Raw genomic sequence first — 18,405 nt, 5'->3', positions numbered from 1 at the left:
CCAGAACCCGCCGGACCGGCTTGGGTTTTCGGCAAGGACAGGACGATGAACCGGCTCAAGACCGCCATGCTGGCGCTGCTCATGGGATACGCTTTTCCGGCCGCCGCGAAGGACGCGGTGAGCTGCGGCGGAGCGGCGATGCTGGGTGGCGCGCAGCTCAATTGTAGTCACGTGCAACCCAAGGCGCCGCCGCAATTCTGCACCTTCAGCTGGGCGCTGCACACGATGGCCGGCGAGCAGAAAATCGTCGAGGGCAGCTTCTCGCTGCCGCCCGGCGCGTCGAACGTCCAGGTCTATCAGGGCAGTGGGTTCGACAGCGCCCTTTCCAATCCGATCGTGATCTGCCGCGGCGGCCACTGAAGGGTTGGTGCCGCGGCAGGATCACGTTAGTTTGATCGGACGTTGACCGCGCCGGAACGCGCTGTCTCTCTGTTTTACGCAATTCCGGACGGAAAACCGCTCACACTTTTCCTGGAATTGCTCTAGCCACGGAGGGATGGCGATGACCGGGCCCAATCCCAACATCAAGCATCCGATCGCGATGCAGCCGCGCGTCGGCTTCCTGAAGCCGCTGGTGAACGCACCCAACATCGAGATCGGCGACTTCACCTATTATGACGATCCTGACGGGCCCGACAAATTCGCCGAGAAATGCGTGCTGCACCACTACGACTTCATCGGCGACCGGCTGGTGATCGGCAAGTTCTGCGCCATCGCGGAGGGCGCGCGCTTCATCATGAATGGCGCCAACCACGCGATGTCCGGCTTCTCGACCTATCCGTTCAACATTTTCGGGCATGGCTGGGAGGAGGGCTTCGACCCTGAGACATGGTCGAAGGAGATCCGCGGCGACACGATTGTCGAAAATGACGTCTGGATCGGCATGGATGCGGTGATCATGCCGGGCGTCCGGATCGGCAATGGCGCCATCGTTGCGGCGAAATCGGTTGTCACGCACGACGTGCCGCCTTATGCGATCGTGGCCGGCAATGCTGCCAAGGTGGTGAAGATGCGCTTCGACGACTTTACCGTGCGCCGCCTGCTCAAGGCGGCCTGGTGGGACTGGCCGGTGGACAAGATCAGCCGCAACCTCGACGCCATTCGGGGCGCCGACATTGCAAAACTGGAGGCTGCGGCTTGAGCGCGCAAAACATGAAAAGCGACAGGACTGAGATCGATCCGGAGCTGTTCACCCGCGGCTGGATCTTTATCCGCGGCGTGCCGTCGATGAAATTCCTGCCGCCGGAAGGACCGCCGGAGATCGCCTTCGCCGGCCGCTCCAATGTCGGCAAGTCATCGCTGATCAACGCGCTGGTCGGGCACAAGGGCCTGGCGCGCACCTCCAACACACCGGGGCGCACGCAGGAGCTCAACTATTTCGTGCCCGACGGGTTTTCCGGTGAAGGCGCCGACCTGCCGCCGATGGCGCTGGTCGACATGCCGGGCTACGGCTATGCCAGCGCCCCGAAGGATAAGGTCGATGAGTGGACGAAGCTCATCTACGAATATCTGCAGGGCCGCGTGACGCTGAAGCGCGTCTATGTGCTGATCGACGCGCGCCACGGCATCAAGGCTAAGGACGAGGAAGTGCTGACCCTGCTCGACAAGGCGGCGGTGTCCTACCAGGTGGTCCTGACCAAGACCGACAAGATCAAGGCCGCCGGCGTGCCGAGGCTGATCGAGGAGACGCTGGCCAAGATCAAGAAGCGGCCGGCGGCCTTCCCCGTGGTACTGGCGACATCATCGGAAAAAGCCTCGGGCCTCGACGAGCTGCGCGCCGCGATCGTGCTGGTGGCAAACGGCGGCTGACGCGGTTGTGGCCTCGGAGCGAGCCAACCGCGTATGGCGCTCCCCCTCACCCAGCCTCCGCTTCGCTCGGCTGACCTCTCCCCTAGGGGAGAGGAGATTGCCGGCGCTGGCGCCAGTCTCTTCTCCCCCACGGGGAGAAGGTGGCCGCGAAGCGGCCGGATGAGGGGGCGTGCGCGCGCCGCTCAGTCCGTCTCTTCGCGCTCCGGCTCGCGATCGCGCCGGCCGGTGAGGATCTCGCGCTTGCCGACATGGTTGGGGGCGCCGACCAGGCCTTCCTTCTCCATGCGCTCGACCAGCGAGGCGGCGCGGTTGTAGCCGACGCCGAGGCGGCGCTGGATGTAGGAGGTCGAGCATTTCTTGTCGCGCTTGACCACCTTGACCGCTTCCTCAAAGAGCGCGTCGCCATCCTCCTCGGCGATCGAGCCCTTGTCGAAGACCGGGCCGGAATCGGCCGCCTCCTCGGCCTCTTCCTCGTCGGCAGTGACGGTGTCGAGATATTCGGGGCGCCCCTGCGCCTTCAGATGCGCCACGACATGCTCGACCTCCAGATCGGAAACGAAGGGGCCGTGCACGCGCGAAATGCGCCCGCCGCCGGCCATGTGCAGCATGTCGCCCTGGCCGAGCAGCTGCTCCGCGCCCTGCTCGCCAAGGATGGTGCGGCTGTCGATCTTGGAGGTCACCTGGAAGGAGATACGGGTCGGGAAATTGGCCTTGATCGTGCCGGTGATGACGTCGACCGACGGGCGTTGCGTCGCCATGATCAGATGGATGCCGGCGGCGCGCGCCATCTGCGCCAGCCGCTGGATGGCGCCTTCGATCTCCTTGCCGGCCACCATCATCAGGTCGGCCATCTCGTCGACGATGATGACGATATAAGGCATCGGCGCGAGGTCGATCACGCGTTCCTCGAACAGCGGCTCCCCGGTGCCCTTCTCGAAGCCCGCCTGCACCTGCATGGTCACGACCTCGCCCTTGTCGCGGGCGCTGCCAGCGCGCTGGTTGTAGCCGTCGATGTTGCGCACGCCGAGGCGCGCCATCTTGCGATAGCGGTCCTCCATCTCGCGCACCGCCCATTTGAGCGCCGTAACCGCCTTCTTCGGATCGGTCACGACCGGCGTCAGAAGATGCGGGATGCCGTCATAGACGGAGAGCTCCAGCATCTTGGGATCGACCATGATTAGGCGGCATTCCTCCGGCTTCATCCGGTAGAGCAGCGACAGGATCATGGTGTTGATGGCGACCGACTTGCCGGAGCCGGTGGTGCCCGCCACCAGCAGATGCGGCATCTTGGCGAGCTCGGCGATGACCGGTTCGCCGCCGATCGTCTTGCCGAGGCCGAGCGCCAGCTTGCAGGAGGTGTTGCGGAAACCGGCCGATCCGATCAGCTCGCGGAAATAGACCGTTTCGCGCGTCTCGTTGGGCAGCTCGATGCCGATGACATTGCGGCCCGGCACCACGGCGACGCGCGCCGAGATCGCCGACATCGAGCGGGCGATGTCGTCGGCCAGGCCGATGACGCGGCTGGACTTCACGCCCGGCGCCGGCTCAAACTCGTAAAGCGTGACGACCGGACCCGGCCGGACATGGATGATCTCGCCCTTGACGCCGAAATCCTCCAGCACGCTTTCGAGCAGGTCGGCGTTCTGCTCCATCCGCTCCTGCGATATGTAGAAGCCCTGGCCTTCCGGCGGCATCTGCAGGAGTTCCTCGGAGGGAGGCTCGTAGCCGACGGAAGCCGGCAACGGCACGACCTCGCCGGCGATGGGCAAGGAGGGTGTCTGCCTCGCCATCCTTGCGCTTGCCGGCGCGGGAACCGGCATGTTCTCGGCGGGTGCCAGCTGGGCGGCCACCGGAGACGGCGTCGGCGCCGGAGCAGGGCTCATATCCGCCGCGTTGGAGCGCCACTCGATGACCCGGTAGAACGATGTCGCCTCGCCCATGAAGGCGGCGCGGGGCGGTATCGGTTGCGCCGCCGGCGCCGGCATCGGGCTGACTGGCGGCGACACTGGCACTGTGGGGGGCTGCCCCGCTTCATTCAGGCGTGCCCGCGCCAGGCGCTCGGCGAGGAAGGGCATGCCGAACTCGAAGAAGGCGTGATCGGAAAGATAGGACCAGCGCAGTCCGCTCGGGCGTGGTTTCTGTGCTGGAGCGGCGGTGGGCTGGGGCGGTGCAGCGGGAGCGACGGGCGTGGCGGCGGAAGGGCCGACGACCGGTTTGGCTTGCGCCGGCGCCGCGGCTCGAACGGCGGGAGCCGCGGGAATGGTCCGAACTGAATTGGTCGGCGGCGTCGCCGGTGCAGGCCGGACGGGCGCGCGTGCCGGAGTCTTGGCCGGTGCGGCATCTTCCTGCGGAGCGGCCCGCCGGGTGAGATCGGTGTCGGGCGTGCGGGTGAACCGCACATTGGGCGCGAGGAAGAAATAATCCTGCCAGGCCGGGCGTTGGAACTCGCCGCCATCGGCCGATTGGGAGGACGCGCTGCGAATGGCATTCGATTCGCCCTGGTTAGAGGACCGCAACGTCACGACCTGTCCCGCTTGCGCTTGTGGAACCCCGCCACGGCGCCCGTCTGCGCCGTGATCGTTGTCGCCTTGATAAGCGGAATCGCCGGAGAGATTGGCACGGGGAAAGCGCATGGATGTCATACTCGAGACTCGCCGATTGAACGTCTCCCGAGACATAGAAAGCGATGGTTAACAGGTCCTTCCGAAAGCGCCCGTGGAGGATGCCGATCGGCGTCTGAAAAAGATCGGCAGACGGTCTTCACGGCACGTGAGGTCCGCCGCGATACGGCAAAGTTTTCAGCTCGCGGGTGCGAATTCTCAAGGCTTGCGCCGCCCGCAACGGACTTCGCAAGCCGGGACAATCAGGCCGACGCGGAAGCCCGTTCCTCGGCGAAGAATTTTTCCGTGCCGTAGGCCTTGAGAAACACATCGACACCGGAGGTGACGACGCGCTCGATCTCGGCCTGGCTCGGCGCCTTGGTGCGATAGGAAAAGATGCACTGGCGGAACAGGCCGGCGAGGCAGAGCTCGGTGAACTGATAGGCGGCAAGATCGACATCGTCGATCTTGAGCAGGCCGCGCGCGACCGCCTCATCGAGGAAAACCATCATCCTGTCGTGGCCGCGCTTCGGGCCGCGTTCGTAGAAACGAGCGCCGAGCTCGGGAATCCGGTCGGCGGCACCGACCACGGTGCGCTGCGCCTGGATGACCTTGACCGACGTGATCTTGGCCGAGAGCCCCATGCCGAACTTGACCAGCGTCCTGCGCAGGTCCTCGAAATGATCGAGCGCCTCATACAAGTTCTTGAAGATGGTGCCGCGCTCTTCCTCGATGAGAGCCTCGAACAGCTCTTCCTTGTTTTCGAAATAGACGTAGATCGTGCCCTTGGAGACGCCAGCCTCGCGCGTGATATCGTTCATCGAGGCGGCCTCGAAGCCCTTGTCTATGAAGACGCGCCGCGCGCCTTCAATGATCTGGGCGCGCTTGACCGGATCCTGCCCGGCCGCCGGACGGCCCTTGCGCAAGTCGAGCAGATCGCTGTCCGCTGTCGTGTCGACCATGGAAGTCATTCCTTAGAAAATATTTCGAACCACTCGGTTCGATTTCCTCTTGATATGATCCTCTTCCCGCGCTATGTCAATGACCAATTCGAACCGAACGGTTCAGTCTGACTGACATCCAGAGAGTTACCCATGTCCTCCAACGCGCCCGCCACCGCCGAAGTCCGTACGTTTCCCAACGCCAAGGTCCAGCCGTCGACCGAGGCTCCGGAAATCCCTGTCCAGCCCGCCGCTCCGGTTGCGACGCCCGCGGCTGAAGCACCCGCCAAGAAGAAGCGTTCGGTGCGCTCTTTCCTTTTGCCGATCATCGGCCTGGCCCTGCTCGGCGCCGGTTCCTACTATGGCTATAACTACTGGACCGACGGCCGGTTCATGATCTCCACCGACGACGCCTATGTCCAGGCCGATATGTCGTTCGTGTCGCCGAAAATATCCGGTTATATCGACAAGGTGCTGGTGAGCGAGAACCAGAAGGTCAAAGCCGGCGATCCGCTGTTCGTCATCGACAATGGCGACTACAAGATCGCCGTCGCCCAGGCCGAGGCGCAGATCGCCACGCTGGCGAAGACGCTCGACCGCATCGACGCCCAGACCAAGGCGGCCCAAGCTTCGCTGCAACAGGCCCAGGCCTCGAAGGTTGCCGACCAGGCTGCCGCCGACAATGCGGCGCGCGCCCAGGACCGCGCCGCACAGCTGCTCAAGACCCGTGTCGGCTCGCAGGCGCAGCTCGACGACGCCCAGACCGCGCTCGACCAGGCCAAGGCGGCGCTTGTTGGCGCCGATGCCCAGATCGCCGCGGCGCAGGCCAATATCGGCGTCCTGGAAGCACAGCGCGCGGAGCAGGCCTCGACGCTCGCCTCGCTGCAGCTCACCCGCGACAAGGCCCAGCGCGACCTCTCCTTCACCGTGCTGAAGGCGCCCTATGACGGCGTCGTCGGCAACCGCTCGGTCGAGCAGGGCGACCTCGTCAGCCCCGGCCAGAAGCTCGCCGTCGTCGTGCCGATGGACAAGCTCTACATCGTCGGCAACTTCAAAGAGACGCAGCTCGGCCGCATGGTGCCCGGCGAGAAGGTCCGCATCACCGTCGATGCGATCGACGGCCAGAGCTTCGAAGGCACGGTCTCCTCGCTGGCGCCGGCCTCGGGCGCGGTGTTCTCGCTGCTGCCGCCGGAAAACGCCACCGGCAACTTCACCAAGGTGGTGCAGCGCGTGCCGGTGCGGATCGACGTGCCGGCCGACGTCTTGAAGACCGGCAAGCTGCGCGCCGGCCTGAGCGTCGTCGTCGCGGTCGACAGCCGCACCGCGCCGGCTTCGACGACCAACTGATCGGGGGGCGGTTCGGCGGCCATTCGAGCGCCGAGCCGCCCAGCCTGCTTCCGAGCGGCAGACCCGACCAACTGTTTCGACGCATTTCCGGACGGAAGCCGCCACGCGGTTGTCCTGAATTGCCTAGGGAGGCCATGAGATGGCAACCGCAACCATTACCGCCGGATCAATGCCCGCACGTCCGGCAGCCGCCGCGCCGGCCCTGCCCGCGGACCATATGCCTGTACGCCGCGTCGTCGCCTTCCTGGCGATGGTGTTCGGCATGTTCATGGCGATCCTCGACATCCAGATCGTCTCGGCCTCGCTGTCGGAAATCCAGGCGGGCCTCAGCGCCAGCTCCGACGAGATCCCGTGGGTGCAGACCGCCTATCTGATCGCCGAGGTGGTGATGATCCCGCTGTCGGGCTTCCTCAGCCGCATGCTGTCGACGCGCGTGCTGTTCACTGCGGCGGCCGCCGGCTTCACCGCGGCCAGCGCGCTCGCCGCCACCGCCACCAACATCGACCAGATGATCGTCTACCGCGCCATCCAGGGCTTTATCGGCGGCGGCATGATCCCCAGCGTGTTCGCGGCCGCCTTCACCATCTTCCCGCCTTCCAAGCGCGCCGTCGTTTCGCCGATGATCGGCCTAGTGGCGACGCTGGCGCCGACGATCGGCCCGACGGTGGGCGGCTATATCAGCCATGCCATGTCCTGGCACTGGCTGTTCCTGATCAATGTCGTGCCCGGCATCCTGGTGGCGACGGCGGCGTGGGCCCTGATCGACTTCGACAAGCCCAACCTTAAACTGTTCTCCAAGTTCGACTGGTGGGGCCTGATCGGCATGGCCGCCTTCCTCGGCTGCATGGAATATGTGCTGGAGGAGGGCCCGAACCATGACTGGCTGCAGGAGCCGGCCGTCTTTGCCTGCGCCATCATCATGACCATCGGCGGCATCATCTTCTTCTGGCGCGTCTTCAGCGCCGAGGAGCCGATCGTCGACCTGAGGGCCTTCAGCAACGTCAACTTCGCCTTCGGCTCGCTGTTCTCCTTCGTCGTCGGCATCGGCCTCTACGGGCTGACCTACCTCTATCCGGTGTTCCTCGGGCGCATCCGCGGCTACGATTCGATGATGATCGGCGAGGCGCTGTTCGTCAGCGGCCTGGCGATGTTCTTCACCGCGCCGGTCGCCGGCATCCTGTCGAACAAGATCGATCTCAGGCTGATGATGATGATCGGCTTCGTCGGCTTCGCCACGGGCACCTGGTGGATGACGCATCTCACCGCCGACTGGGATTTCTATGAGCTTTTGATCCCGCAAATCCTGCGCGGCTGCTCGATGATGCTGTGCATGGTGCCGATCAACAACATTGCGCTGGGCACCCTGCCGCCGGAACGGCTGAAGAATGCGTCGGGCCTGTTCAACCTGACCCGCAATCTCGGCGGCGCCGTGGGGCTCGCGCTGATCAACACTGTGCTGATCGACCGCAACGCCTTCCACTATGCGCGGCTTTCCGAGCATGTGCAGTGGGGCAGCCAGGCCGCGCAGGCCAAGCTGCAGAACATGACGCTGAACTTCGAGCAGACCGCCGGCCTCGACGCGGGCAGCGCGGCGATCTCGAAACTGTCGGGCATGGTGCATCAGCAGGCGGCGCTGTTGTCCTTCATGGACGTGTTCATGATGCTGACGGTGCTGTTCGCCTCGCTCGGATTCTTCGTGCTGTTCATCAACAAGCCGGCGCAACAGCGCGGCGGTGGCGGCGGAGGCCATTGAGGAGCCGGAACCCCCGCCTGGCCTCCTCAACGCGTGACCCCGGAAATCAGCGACGATTTCCGGGGTCATTCTTTTAAATCCGCCCGCCTGGCAGAGAGAGCCGCGCCGCGGCCCGGCGGAAGCCGCGGCATTCACGTCACGCATCGGCCAGGGCAATTCCAGGAAAAACGTGTGTAACGGTTAGGCTCGGCGACTTCGCCGCAGCCCTCCGTCCGGAATTGCGTAACACCAATGCTGAGAACGGTTCGGCGATTCCGTGAAACGCTGAAGCGCTCTAGAGTTCCGGCATGAACATCCTGATTCTCGGCGCGACCGGCTTCATCGGTTCGGCCGTTGCACGGAAACTGACCGAGGAAGGCCACCAGGTCACAGGGCTTGGGCGCGAGCCGGCGCGCGCGGCGCTGAAGATGCCGCAAGCTCGCTGGCTGAAGGCCAACCTAACCGGGATGACGCGGCGCGAGGACTGGCAGGACGCGCTGGACGGGCAGCAGGTGGTCGTCAATTGCGCCGGCGCGCTGCAGGACGGCTACTCGGACGATGTCGGCGCCACCCAGGAACGGGCCATGCTCGCCCTCTATGAGGCGGCACGCGGACGGGATTTGCTGATCGTGCAGTTATCGGCGGAAACCGAGGGGGCCGGCTCCGACCTGCCCTTTCTCGACACCAAGAGGCGCGCCGATGCGGCGCTCACGGCAAGCGGCGTGCGCCATGTCATCCTGCGCCCGGCGCTGGTGCTCGGGCGCAACGCGCATGGCGGCTCCGCCTTGCTGCGAGCTCTCGCCGCCTTTCCGCTCGTGGTCCCGCTGGCCTATGCGGACAGCCCGGTCATGACGGTTGCGCTTGACGATGTCGCGAGCGCCGTCAGCGCCGCCGTTCAGGGTACACTGCCGTCCGGCTCCGATATCGCCCTCGGTAGCGACGATCGGCTGACGCTGAAGGGCCTTGTCCTGTTGCATCGCAGCTGGCTCGGCCTGCCTCCTGCCCCGGTTCTTGCCGTGCCGACGCCGGCTGCAAGACCGGTGACGTGGCTGGCCGATCTCGCCGGGCGGCTTGGCTGGCGCTCGCCGCTCCGCTCGGCGGCACTGGCTGTGATGTCGGGCGGTGTCCGCGTTCGGCGGCGGCCAGGCGCCGACCGGCGCCTTTTGTCGGCGGCGGAGACACTCGCCGCCGCCCCATCGGGCGTGCAGGATTTGTGGTTTGCCCGCCTCTACCTTCTAAAGGCGCCCATCATCGTCACGCTCGCGCTGTTCTGGGTGGTCTCGGGCATCGCGCCGTTGCTGGGATTCGAGGCGGCGCGCGGCCATTTCGCCACCTTCCTGCCCGACCGGCCGGCGAGCGTCATGCTGGCGGCGACGTGTCTTGCCGATATCGCGCTGGGGCTTGCGGTGCTGTTCCGGCCCTGGGCGTGGCGCGCTCTGCTCGGCATGCTCCTGCTGACGCTGATATACCTGCTCGTCGCGACGTTGGCGGAACCAGCGCTCTGGCTCGACCCGCTCGGTCCCCTGGTCAAGGTGGTGCCGTCGATGCTGCTGACGCTCACGGCCTTGGGGATATTGGACGAACGCTGATGCCGCTCGAGGATATTCTTCGGCTTGTCCATGTGCTCGGCGCGACGGTGCTGTTCGGCACCGGGATCGGCATCGCCTTCTTCATGGTGATGGCCGTCAGGACACGCGATCCCGGCATCATCGCCCATGTCGCCGGCATCGTGGTGATTGCCGACACGGTCTTCACGGCCACCGCCGTGGTGCTGCAGCCGCTGACAGGTTACGGCCTGGCGCGCAGCATCGGCTGGCCGCTCAACGAGGGATGGATCCTGCTGGCGCTGGCCCTCTATGTCGTTGTCGGCCTGTTCTGGCTGCCGGTGGTCTGGATCCAGATCCGGCTGCGCGACATGGCGAGGCAAGCGGCGGCGGAAGCGTCCGCGCTGCCGCCCGGGTTCGACCGGCTCTACCGCGTCTGGTTCGCCTTCGGCTTTCCCGCTTTCTTCTGCGTTGTCGCGATCTTCTGGCTGATGCTCGCCAAGCCCAGCATCACCCTGTTCGGCCTCAACTGAAGTCGGTCCGAGAAGGCGCCGCTCAAGCCGCAGCCGGCTTGAAGCTCAATGCCACGCCGTTGATGCAATGGCGCAGGCCGGTGGGCGGCGGGCCGTCGTCGAAGACATGGCCGAGATGACCGCCGCAGCGGCGGCAATGCACCTCGGTGCGCGTCATGCCGAGCGAAGTGTCCTCGGTCTTGCCGATGGAGTTGGCGATCTCCTGGTAGAAGCTCGGCCAGCCGGTGCCGGAATCGAATTTCGTCTCCGACGAATAGACCGGCAGGTCGCAGCCGGCGCAGGCGAAGATGCCCTTGCGGTGCTCGTTGAGCAGCGGGCTGGTGCCGGGATATTCGGTGCCCTGCTTGCGCAGCACGTCGAAGGCTTCGTCCGAAAGAATGGCATGCCATTCGGCGTCGGTCTTGGTGACCTCGAAGGTTTCGGCGGCGAGAGCGGGCTTTGGTCCGCCGGCGCGCAGCATCGCCCCGGCTCCGACGATGAGAGCGGTGGCGGCAGCCCCGCTCCAGAGAAAATCGCGACGGTTCATGGCCGTTCCTCCTGACGCATTTTGCCAAGATAGAGCGCCGCCCGGAAATCAAAAGCCGGTGACGCGCTATCGGTTGTCTTAAGCAATCCCAGACTGAAAACCGCTTTGCGCTTTCCTGGAATTGCTGCTCCGCGCCGCCCTCGCGGGAGCGCGGAGCACACCCTTGCCGGCGGCGCGGATCTTGGATGTCGCGGCCGGCGCTCAGCCATGTCTTCGCCGGCCAGGTCCGCTTTGTTACATCTTCGGCAAGAGAACCTTGTCGATGACGTGGATGACGCCGTTCGACTGGCGGACATCGGCGATGGTGACGTGGGCGACGTTGCCGTTCTCGTCGGTGACGGTGACCTTGCCGCCCTTGGCCTTCAGCGTCAGCTCGCAGCCGCCGACCGTCTTGACTTGGTGGGCGCCGCCATCGGCCTTGGCCATCTTGGCCACGTCGGCGGCCAGCGCCTTGGCGGCGACGACATGGCAGGTCAGCACCTTGGTCAGCTTGTCCTTGTTCTCGGGCTTGAGCAGCGTGTCGACAGTACCCGGCGGCAGTGCTGCAAAGGCCTCATTGGTCGGCGCGAAGACGGTGAAGGGACCGGCGCCCTGCAGCGTGTCGACGAGGCCGGCGGCCTTGACCGCGGCGACCAGCGTGGTGTGGTCCTTCGAATTGACGGCGTTCTCAATGATGTTCTTCTTGGCATACATCGGCGCGCCGCCGACCATCGGATTGGCATAGGCAACGGCGCCGATCACAGAAAGGCCAAGGGTAGAGGCGAGCAAAAGGGTGGCGAGTTTACGCATTGTGTCAGTCTCCTCGGGTTGTTTTTCCCATCCTTGGGAACGCGAGGAGATACGGGACTACCGAAAAGCTAGTTTCACGACTGTTGCAAATTTTTTCTTCATGCGATTTATTTCAAATGCGCCAGCCTACTACGACGACAGAATTCCCCCGTCATCAGCTGACAGAAAATAAACTTCGATTGGTCTTTATGGGCGTGATTGTGCCAAAGCGGCGGTCAGATGCCCTTCAGGTCACCCGCGGCAACGACCGGACCGGTCGGCTGGCCGGTCGGCGAACCGCCCGAAGGCTCGAGGCTGACGGCGAGCACGGCGCCTTGCGCGAGCTTCTGCTGGACGGCAGGGGTAACGGCCATGCGCGCGGTCTGGCCGGCCGGGATGACGCCCATCGAGACCGGCGCGTTCTTGCCTTCGATCATCCACAGCTCGAAGTCCTTGCCAGCGCCGTGATCGCCGGAGACCAGCGACAGGCCGACCTCATGGCGGCCGGCGTCGTAGACGGCGAGGTATTTGACGTTGCTGTTGTCGGCGGCGAGCGAGGCGACCAGCCTGGTGCCGGGCGGCTGAACCGGCGGATTGACGTATGGCAGGGCGATATAGACGGCCAAAGCGGCAATGGCCGCGGCAGCGAGGCCGCGCCAGAACGCAAGGCTCGTCCACAGGCTGCCACCGGGCGCCGGGGATGTGGAAGCCGTTGACGCGAACAGGCGGCGGTCGATCGCCACCTTGACGGAAGCCGGCGGCTCGACCGCGGCGTAGGCGGCGGCCATCGGCGCGAAGTGGACCTCCCAGGTATCGACCAGGCGGGCAAACGCCGTCTCGGTGTCGATGCGGCGGGACGCGATCCGCCGTTCGTCGGCTGGCAGAACGCCGAGAACGTATTCGGCGGCGAGCAGGTCGTCGCCTCCACGTTCCGGTCCGTTGTCTTCCGCCAGCGTCATCTTTCCAGGCATTCCCTCAGTTTGAGCAGGCTTCGCCGCAGCCAGGTCCGCATCGTGTTCAGCGGAACCTTGAAGCGCTCCGCCAGCTCGGCATAGCTTTCGCCGCTCAAATAAGCGCCCCGGACGGCCGCCGCCCGGTCTTGTTCAAGTTCGTCGAGGCAATGATGGATGCGTTCGGCCTCGCCGCCCGCCACAGCCATCGCCTCGGGTCCCGGCGTCGGATCGGCGACGTCGAGGGCCACATCGATGTTGGCGGAAGGACTGCGCCGCGCCCGGATGCGATCGATCGCGTGATTGCGCGCAATGGCCACCAGCCAGGAAATCGGGCTCAGATCGGAAACCGCGAAACGGTCCGCCTTCGTCCAGATCTTGACGAAGACCTCCTGCAGCGCTTCTTCCGCATCTCCCCTGTCCTTCAAGACACGGAGGCAGACACCGAAAAGTTTCGCGCTGGTCTGCCTGTAAAGCAGATCGAACGCGGCCCGGTCCTTCATCGAAGTCCGGACGATCAGCTTGCTGATGTCCTGCGGCGCCATGGCGGCAAATTAGAAGATTGCGATTTATTTGCAACGGGTGCCGGAAGGCTTCGCCCGCCAGGGGCAGCGGCACGCTCGCGCGAGTCGGCAGTGAGCCGCTGCCAAGCAAGTCCGCCAGCGTTTCAACGACTGCTCAGGCTGCCGGCTTAAATCGCACAGGAAGTCCTCCGTCTCCGTCCCGGCTTCGCCGACGGAGATAGAGCTAGCGCTGCCATATTGGTTACATGGCTAGACCGCTGGTGATTTCATCATTGTGACCGCAAAGCCGTTTGCGGCCCGCGGCAATTCCCGCTAAGAGGCCGCCAATCAAGACTTGATGTTCAAGCATGTCTTCGTCCCGAAACCGGTTCCCACTTTCGGGAGACATGCTTCAGCTGGGATCGATACCGATGACGGACGTCGCCGCCAACGCCGAAATGCAGGCCGCGCTGCTCTCGCGCGCGCTGCCTTACATGCAGCGCTACGAGAACAAGACGGTGGTGGTGAAATATGGCGGCCATGCCATGGGCGATACCGAGCTCGGCAAGGCCTTCGCCCGAGACATCGCGCTGCTGAAACAGTCCGGCGTGAACCCGATCGTCGTGCATGGCGGCGGACCGCAGATCGGCGCGATGCTCACCAAGATGGGCATCGAATCCAAGTTCGAGGGGGGCTTGCGCGTCACCGACCAGAAGACGGTCGAGATCGTCGAGATGGTGCTGGCTGGCTCGATCAACAAGGAGATCGTGGCACTGATCAACGCCGAGGGCGAGTGGGCGATCGGGCTCTGCGGGAAGGACGGCAACATGGTGTTCGCCGAAAAGGCGCGCAAGACCATGATCGACCCCGATTCCAACATTGAGCGGGTGCTGGATCTCGGCTTCGTCGGCGAACCGGTCGAGGTCGACCGCACGCTGCTCGATCTCTTGGCGCGCTCGGAGATGATTCCTGTGCTGGCGCCTGTGGCGCCCGGCCGCGACGGCCATACCTACAACATCAACGCCGACACGTTCGCAGGGGCGATTGCCGGCGCCTGCCGCGCCTCGCGCCTCTTGTTCCTCACCGACGTGCCGGGCGTGCTGGACAAGAACAAGAAGCTGATCGACGAGCTGACCGTCGCCGAGGCCAAGGCGCTGATCAAGGACGGCACGGTTTCCGGCGGCATGATCCCGAAGGTCGAGACTTGCATCGAAGCGATCGAGCGCGGCGTCGAGGGCGTCGTCATCCTCAACGGCAAGACGCCGCATTCCGTGCTGCTCGAGCTCTTCACCGAGCATGGCGCCGGCACGCTGATCGTTCCGTAAGAAGACCAGGCAGGGTCGCTGTTTCTGCAAACGGTGAACCGTCCCTTAGCCGACTAATCTTCTCTCATCCGACACACGCGCGGTTTCGATGGTGCGCGTACCCGGCTTTCGGGCCGGCCGCCGGACCATCATCGATTCCTCCTCGGCATCCTGCGGCGCGCCCCAGAACTCGGCGAGCGTCGGTCCGTCCTTGACGCGGCGGTCGCGGACCAGGAAACCCCAGACTTCGCGGAACCAGACGCGGCGGCCCATCTTCGTGTACCAGCGCATCGAGTGGCGCTGTTCGGGATCGGGGTGGAACAGGATGCGCGCCAGCGCCTTCGGCCGCGACTGCACCGCGACCTCGATCAGCTTGACGGCGAAGAACAGCATCCACGGCTTCAGCCGGGTCATGTGCAGGACCTGGTGCTTGTAATCCCAGAAGCGGACGTCCTTCTGGATCACCTTGCGATCGGCGGCGATGCGGAAAAACGGCGTCCAGCGGTGCGGGGTAACATAGAGCGCCTGGATCTGGTCGGGATCGTAGGCGATGAGCTGGCGGAAGCCGCGCCACAAATCGCGAAGGCCCTCGTCCTCGAAGCCGGCGACCCAGGTCGCCATCGACAGGATGCCGTGCCGGCGAAGCAGCCGGATCGCTTCGCGGTCGGACTTCGTGCTGCCGCCCTTGCGGATCAATGACAGCGTCTCCTCGTCGGTGTTCTCCATGCCGAGCAGCCAGCGGATGACGCCCGCCTTGCGGTAAAGATGGAGGATATCGGCGTCGCGCACGATGTCGTCGGCGCGGGTCGAGCCGACGATCAGCACTGGCACATTCTCGGCGATCATGGCGTCCAAAAAAGCGCGCCAGGCTTTCTTCGAGGAGGTCGGGTTCTCGTCCGCCAGATTGACCAGCTCGACGCCGTGCTCGCGATGCAGCCAGGCGATCTCCCTGGCGAATTTGACCGGGTCGCGATGCCGCCAGCGGGTCCAGAAACCGCGCTGGCCGCAATAGTTGCACAGATGCGGGCAGCCGCGCGAGAACTGCATGACCACCGCCCGCTTGCCGCCCCAATAGGAGTAGCGGCGATGGTCGATCAGCTCCCAGCCGACGCGCCAGGCATCGAGGTCGGCAATGGTCATCGCCGGCTGGGTCGCGACCGGATGGCCAAAATCGTCGCGATAGGCGATGCCGGCGACACTTCCCACCGGCTGGCGCATCTCGATGGCCTCGACCAGAGCCGTCGCGGTCGCCTCGCCCTCGCCGCGCACGATGAAGTCGAAGACGTCGGTCGCGACCAGGATGTCGCGCCAGTGATAGGTCGGAAAGACGCCGCCATAGATCACGATGACGCCCGCCGCGCGGGCCTTGATCATCTCGGCGATCTTCAAGGCCGTCGGATGCGCCGAGGTCGAGCCGGAATGGCCGATTAGGATGAAATCCGGTTCGCCGTGCAGGGCGTCATCAACCAGCGCGGCTAGCAGCATCGGCCCGAACTCGGCATCGATCAGGCGCACCTGATGGCCGGAGTCGATCAGCGGACCGCCGATCGCCAAAAGCCCGAGCGGTGGCAAGTGGTCGTCGGGCACGCGGCTGCCGATGGCCGTGTGCGGCGGATTGATCAGCACGATGTTCAAGGCGGACCTCCATGTTGGTCCGCTTGTGCTAATGGCCGATGTCGAAGCCGCCTTGGCCCGATTCAGCAGTTTCCAAGCAGCTTTTCGCCAGATTTGACCGGATCAGCGCCGCAGATGGCTGAGCGGCACATGGCCGGGGCCCTTGATGTTCTGCAGCACCAGTTGCGTGTGGACGTCGCGTACGCCGGGCAGCCGCATCAGCCGATGCATGACGAAGGCGTTCAAATCGTCCACCGACGGGACCATGACATGCAGCAGGAAATCGTGGTCGCCGGTCATCGTCCAGCAGGACGAAACCTCGTCCATGCGCTGCACGGCGGCGATGAAGCTTTCCGGCGAGCCGTCGCTGTGGCTGACCAGCCGCACCTGGATGAACACCTCGACCGTCAGGCCGACGGCGCGGCGGCTGAGCACGGCGGCAAAGCCCTTGATGATGCCGGTTTCCTGCAAAGCCTCGAAACGGCGCGCGCAAGGCGTGGTCGACAGGCCGATCTCCTGCGCCAGCTCCGACACGGGCTTGCGCCCATCGCGCTGCAGGATATCGAGCATCTTGATTTCGAAATCGTCGAACTGAGGCATGTTTTCTCGATCTCGCATTGATCTGAGTTATTTTACCTCAAAATCAGCGGACGAGCTACAAACAAGGGCTGATTTGCCTCAGCGATCGCTTCTACACTTCCCTTCACGATCCGTGGATCACGCTTCTGAGGAGGAAACGATGACAATCAGCGTTGCCGATTACGCCGCCGAATGCGCGGCGCAGGGCCTGCGTGGCGACTATTCGGTGTGCCGCAGCGATTTCACCGTGGCGCAAGGCTACGATTATTCCGCCGAGGAGCAGGCGGTGTGGCGCACGCTTTGCGACCGCCAGACGAAGCTGACCAAGAAGCTCGCGCATCGTTCCTATCTGGACGGCGTCGCGGCGCTCGGGCTGCTGGACAGGATTCCGGATTTCGACGCGGTCAGCGAGAAGCTCACCAAGCTGACCGGCTGGGAAATCGTCGCGGTGCCCGGCCTCATCCCGGCCGGCCCGTTCTTCGACCATCTCGCCAATCGCCGCTTCCCGGTCACCAACTGGCTGCGGACGAAAAAAGAGCTCGACTACATCGTCGAGCCGGACATGTTCCACGACTTCTTCGGCCATGTGCCGATCCTGACCCAGCCGGTGTTCGCCGATTTCATGCAGATGTATGGCGAGAAGGCGGAGGACATGATCGCGCTCGGCGGCGACGAGATGATCACCAGGCTCTACTGGTACAGTGCCGAATACGGCCTCATCCAGGAAGCCGGCCAGCCGCTGAAAGCCTTCGGCGCCGGGCTAATGTCGTCCTTCACCGAACTGCAATTCGCGGTCGAGAGCAAGGACGCCCACCATGTGCCGTTCGACCTCGAGACGGTGATGCGCACCGGCTATGAGATCGACAAGTTCCAGCGCGCCTATTTCGTGCTGCCGTCCTTCGATGCGCTGCGCGATGCCTTCGCCAAGGGCGACCTTGCCGGCATCATCTCACGGTTCAAGGGTCTGCCGGCGCTCGACCCTGCCACGGTCTGAGGTCGGTTTTCGCCCAACCGACGTTTCAGGGCGGTTCAGCTGCCGGAAGGCTGCTGGGCCGCTTTGCTCGTTCGGGGTTCAATCCGCCTTATCGGGCTCGGCCTTGATCCTGGCCAGCTGCTCGCTCTGCAGGTCCAGCGCGGCATTGATGAAGCGCAGCACGGTCTCGATCTCGGCATCGCTGAAACTCGCCACCATCTTCTCGCCTTCCCGCGCGATCGCGCCGTAATAGCGCTCCGACAGGTCCCTGGTCAGTTCGGTCGCCTCGATCACCACCTTGCGCCTGTCCTCCAGGCTGCGGGTGCGGGTGACGTAGCCGCGCGCCTCCAGCCGGTCGATCAGCGCCGTCACGGCCGCCGGTGTCAGTCCGGTCGCAGCCGCCACGGCGCCCGCCGATTGCGGCCCGGCATAAAGCAGGCCGAGGCAGTGCCGCTCGGCCGCAATCAGCCCGAGCCGCGCCCCCACCGCCTCATCATAGGCCTGGGTGGCGTCCTGCCAGCGCATGACTGCAAGGCTGAGAGCCTTGGTCATCTCGTCGCGTTTCGTGCTTGACGAATTTATTTCGATCATCTAACTATCAATCTGTCTAACATTTAGACTATCATATCAATATGCGATGACGCTTTTGCAAGGCAAGGGCAAAGTCGCCGACAAGGAGTGA

18 protein-coding genes are annotated in these 18,405 nt (G+C 64.7%); 9 read left to right on the top strand and 9 right to left on the bottom strand.

The window, feature by feature from the left end; translation table 11 throughout:
- Positions 1-45 precede the first annotated feature (45 nt).
- From EN862_RS25620 to yihA, 3 genes are all read left to right on the top strand, one after another.
- Complete coding sequence (locus EN862_RS25620; protein WP_127866288.1) at positions 46-360, top strand: hypothetical protein; 315 nt, start codon at positions 46-48, stop codon at positions 358-360.
- A gap of 142 nt (positions 361-502) precedes the next feature.
- Complete coding sequence (locus tag EN862_RS25615) at positions 503-1,141, top strand: CatB-related O-acetyltransferase (protein ID WP_127866287.1); 639 nt, start codon at positions 503-505, stop codon at positions 1,139-1,141.
- A gap of 11 nt (positions 1,142-1,152) precedes the next feature.
- Positions 1,153-1,809, top strand: a complete 657-nt coding sequence (gene yihA / locus EN862_RS25610) for a ribosome biogenesis GTP-binding protein YihA/YsxC (protein ID WP_127866350.1) — start codon at positions 1,153-1,155, stop codon at positions 1,807-1,809.
- 182 nt (positions 1,810-1,991) lie between these two features.
- Here the strand turns inward: yihA and EN862_RS25605 are convergent, their stop codons facing one another.
- Entirely contained in the window at positions 1,992-4,451 is a 2,460-nt protein-coding gene (locus EN862_RS25605; protein WP_127866286.1) for a DNA translocase FtsK, read from the bottom strand.
- Between the two features lie 221 nt (positions 4,452-4,672).
- On the bottom strand, positions 4,673-5,371 hold the full coding sequence (locus EN862_RS25600; protein ID WP_127866285.1) for a TetR/AcrR family transcriptional regulator: 699 nt from the start codon (positions 5,369-5,371) through the stop codon (positions 4,673-4,675).
- 132 nt (positions 5,372-5,503) lie between these two features.
- On the opposite strand from EN862_RS25600, the gene EN862_RS25595 reads away from it, so the two are divergent.
- The 4 genes from EN862_RS25595 to EN862_RS25580 all read left to right on the top strand — a co-directional run bounded on the left by EN862_RS25595 (position 5,504) and on the right by EN862_RS25580 (position 10,506).
- Positions 5,504-6,697, top strand: a complete 1,194-nt coding sequence (locus EN862_RS25595; protein ID WP_127866284.1) for an HlyD family secretion protein — start codon at positions 5,504-5,506, stop codon at positions 6,695-6,697.
- Positions 6,698-6,836: 139 nt separating this feature from the next.
- On the top strand, positions 6,837-8,450 hold the full coding sequence (locus EN862_RS25590) for a DHA2 family efflux MFS transporter permease subunit (protein WP_127866283.1): 1,614 nt from the start codon (positions 6,837-6,839) through the stop codon (positions 8,448-8,450).
- 287 nt (positions 8,451-8,737) lie between these two features.
- Positions 8,738-10,018, top strand: coding sequence for an SDR family oxidoreductase (locus EN862_RS25585; RefSeq protein ID WP_127866282.1), 1,281 nt, complete (start codon positions 8,738-8,740; stop codon positions 10,016-10,018).
- The gene (locus EN862_RS25580; protein ID WP_127866281.1) at positions 10,018-10,506 is read left to right on the top strand and encodes a DUF2269 domain-containing protein; all 489 of its coding nucleotides are present in this window, start codon (positions 10,018-10,020) and stop codon (positions 10,504-10,506) included. Before EN862_RS25585 ends, EN862_RS25580 begins: the two co-directional genes overlap by 1 nt.
- 22 nt (positions 10,507-10,528) lie before the next feature.
- On the opposite strand, the gene msrB is transcribed toward EN862_RS25580, so the two are convergent.
- From msrB to EN862_RS25560, 4 genes are all read right to left on the bottom strand, one after another.
- Positions 10,529-11,032 carry a peptide-methionine (R)-S-oxide reductase MsrB gene (gene msrB, locus EN862_RS25575; protein WP_127866280.1) on the bottom strand — a complete coding sequence of 168 codons (504 nt, stop codon included), beginning with the start codon at positions 11,030-11,032 and terminating at the stop codon, positions 10,529-10,531.
- Positions 11,033-11,266: 234 nt separating this feature from the next.
- Entirely contained in the window at positions 11,267-11,743 is a 477-nt protein-coding gene (locus EN862_RS25570; RefSeq protein ID WP_245519689.1) for a fasciclin domain-containing protein, read from the bottom strand.
- A gap of 293 nt (positions 11,744-12,036) precedes the next feature.
- Positions 12,037-12,759 carry an anti-sigma factor gene (locus EN862_RS25565; RefSeq protein ID WP_127866278.1) on the bottom strand — a complete coding sequence of 241 codons (723 nt, stop codon included), beginning with the start codon at positions 12,757-12,759 and terminating at the stop codon, positions 12,037-12,039.
- Positions 12,756-13,295 carry a sigma-70 family RNA polymerase sigma factor gene (locus EN862_RS25560; protein ID WP_127866277.1) on the bottom strand — a complete coding sequence of 180 codons (540 nt, stop codon included), beginning with the start codon at positions 13,293-13,295 and terminating at the stop codon, positions 12,756-12,758. Before EN862_RS25560 ends, EN862_RS25565 begins: the two co-directional genes overlap by 4 nt.
- A 389-nt stretch (positions 13,296-13,684) precedes the next feature.
- On the opposite strand from EN862_RS25560, the gene argB reads away from it, so the two are divergent.
- Positions 13,685-14,578 carry an acetylglutamate kinase gene (gene argB / locus EN862_RS25555; protein WP_040984920.1) on the top strand — a complete coding sequence of 298 codons (894 nt, stop codon included), beginning with the start codon at positions 13,685-13,687 and terminating at the stop codon, positions 14,576-14,578.
- Between the two features lie 45 nt (positions 14,579-14,623).
- On the opposite strand, the gene bchE is transcribed toward argB, so the two are convergent.
- Both bchE and EN862_RS25545 read right to left on the bottom strand, forming a co-directional pair.
- Positions 14,624-16,192 (bottom strand): magnesium-protoporphyrin IX monomethyl ester anaerobic oxidative cyclase, encoded by a 1,569-nt coding sequence (bchE, locus tag EN862_RS25550; RefSeq protein ID WP_127866276.1) that lies wholly within the window; start codon positions 16,190-16,192, stop codon positions 14,624-14,626.
- Between the two features lie 102 nt (positions 16,193-16,294).
- Complete coding sequence (locus EN862_RS25545) at positions 16,295-16,771, bottom strand: Lrp/AsnC family transcriptional regulator (protein WP_040984916.1); 477 nt, start codon at positions 16,769-16,771, stop codon at positions 16,295-16,297.
- 139 nt (positions 16,772-16,910) lie between these two features.
- On the opposite strand from EN862_RS25545, the gene phhA reads away from it, so the two are divergent.
- Positions 16,911-17,744, top strand: a complete 834-nt coding sequence (gene phhA / locus EN862_RS25540) for a phenylalanine 4-monooxygenase (RefSeq protein WP_127866275.1) — start codon at positions 16,911-16,913, stop codon at positions 17,742-17,744.
- 78 nt (positions 17,745-17,822) lie between these two features.
- Here the strand turns inward: phhA and EN862_RS25535 are convergent, their stop codons facing one another.
- On the bottom strand, positions 17,823-18,314 hold the full coding sequence (locus tag EN862_RS25535) for a MarR family transcriptional regulator (protein WP_127866274.1): 492 nt from the start codon (positions 18,312-18,314) through the stop codon (positions 17,823-17,825).
- Positions 18,315-18,405 lie beyond the last annotated feature (91 nt).

Origin of the sequence: Mesorhizobium sp. M2E.F.Ca.ET.219.01.1.1 (assembly GCF_004016445.2) — a bacterium.
Taxonomy (GTDB): domain Bacteria; phylum Pseudomonadota; class Alphaproteobacteria; order Rhizobiales; family Rhizobiaceae; genus Mesorhizobium.
This window is presented reverse-complemented; position numbering and strand designations above follow the sequence as displayed.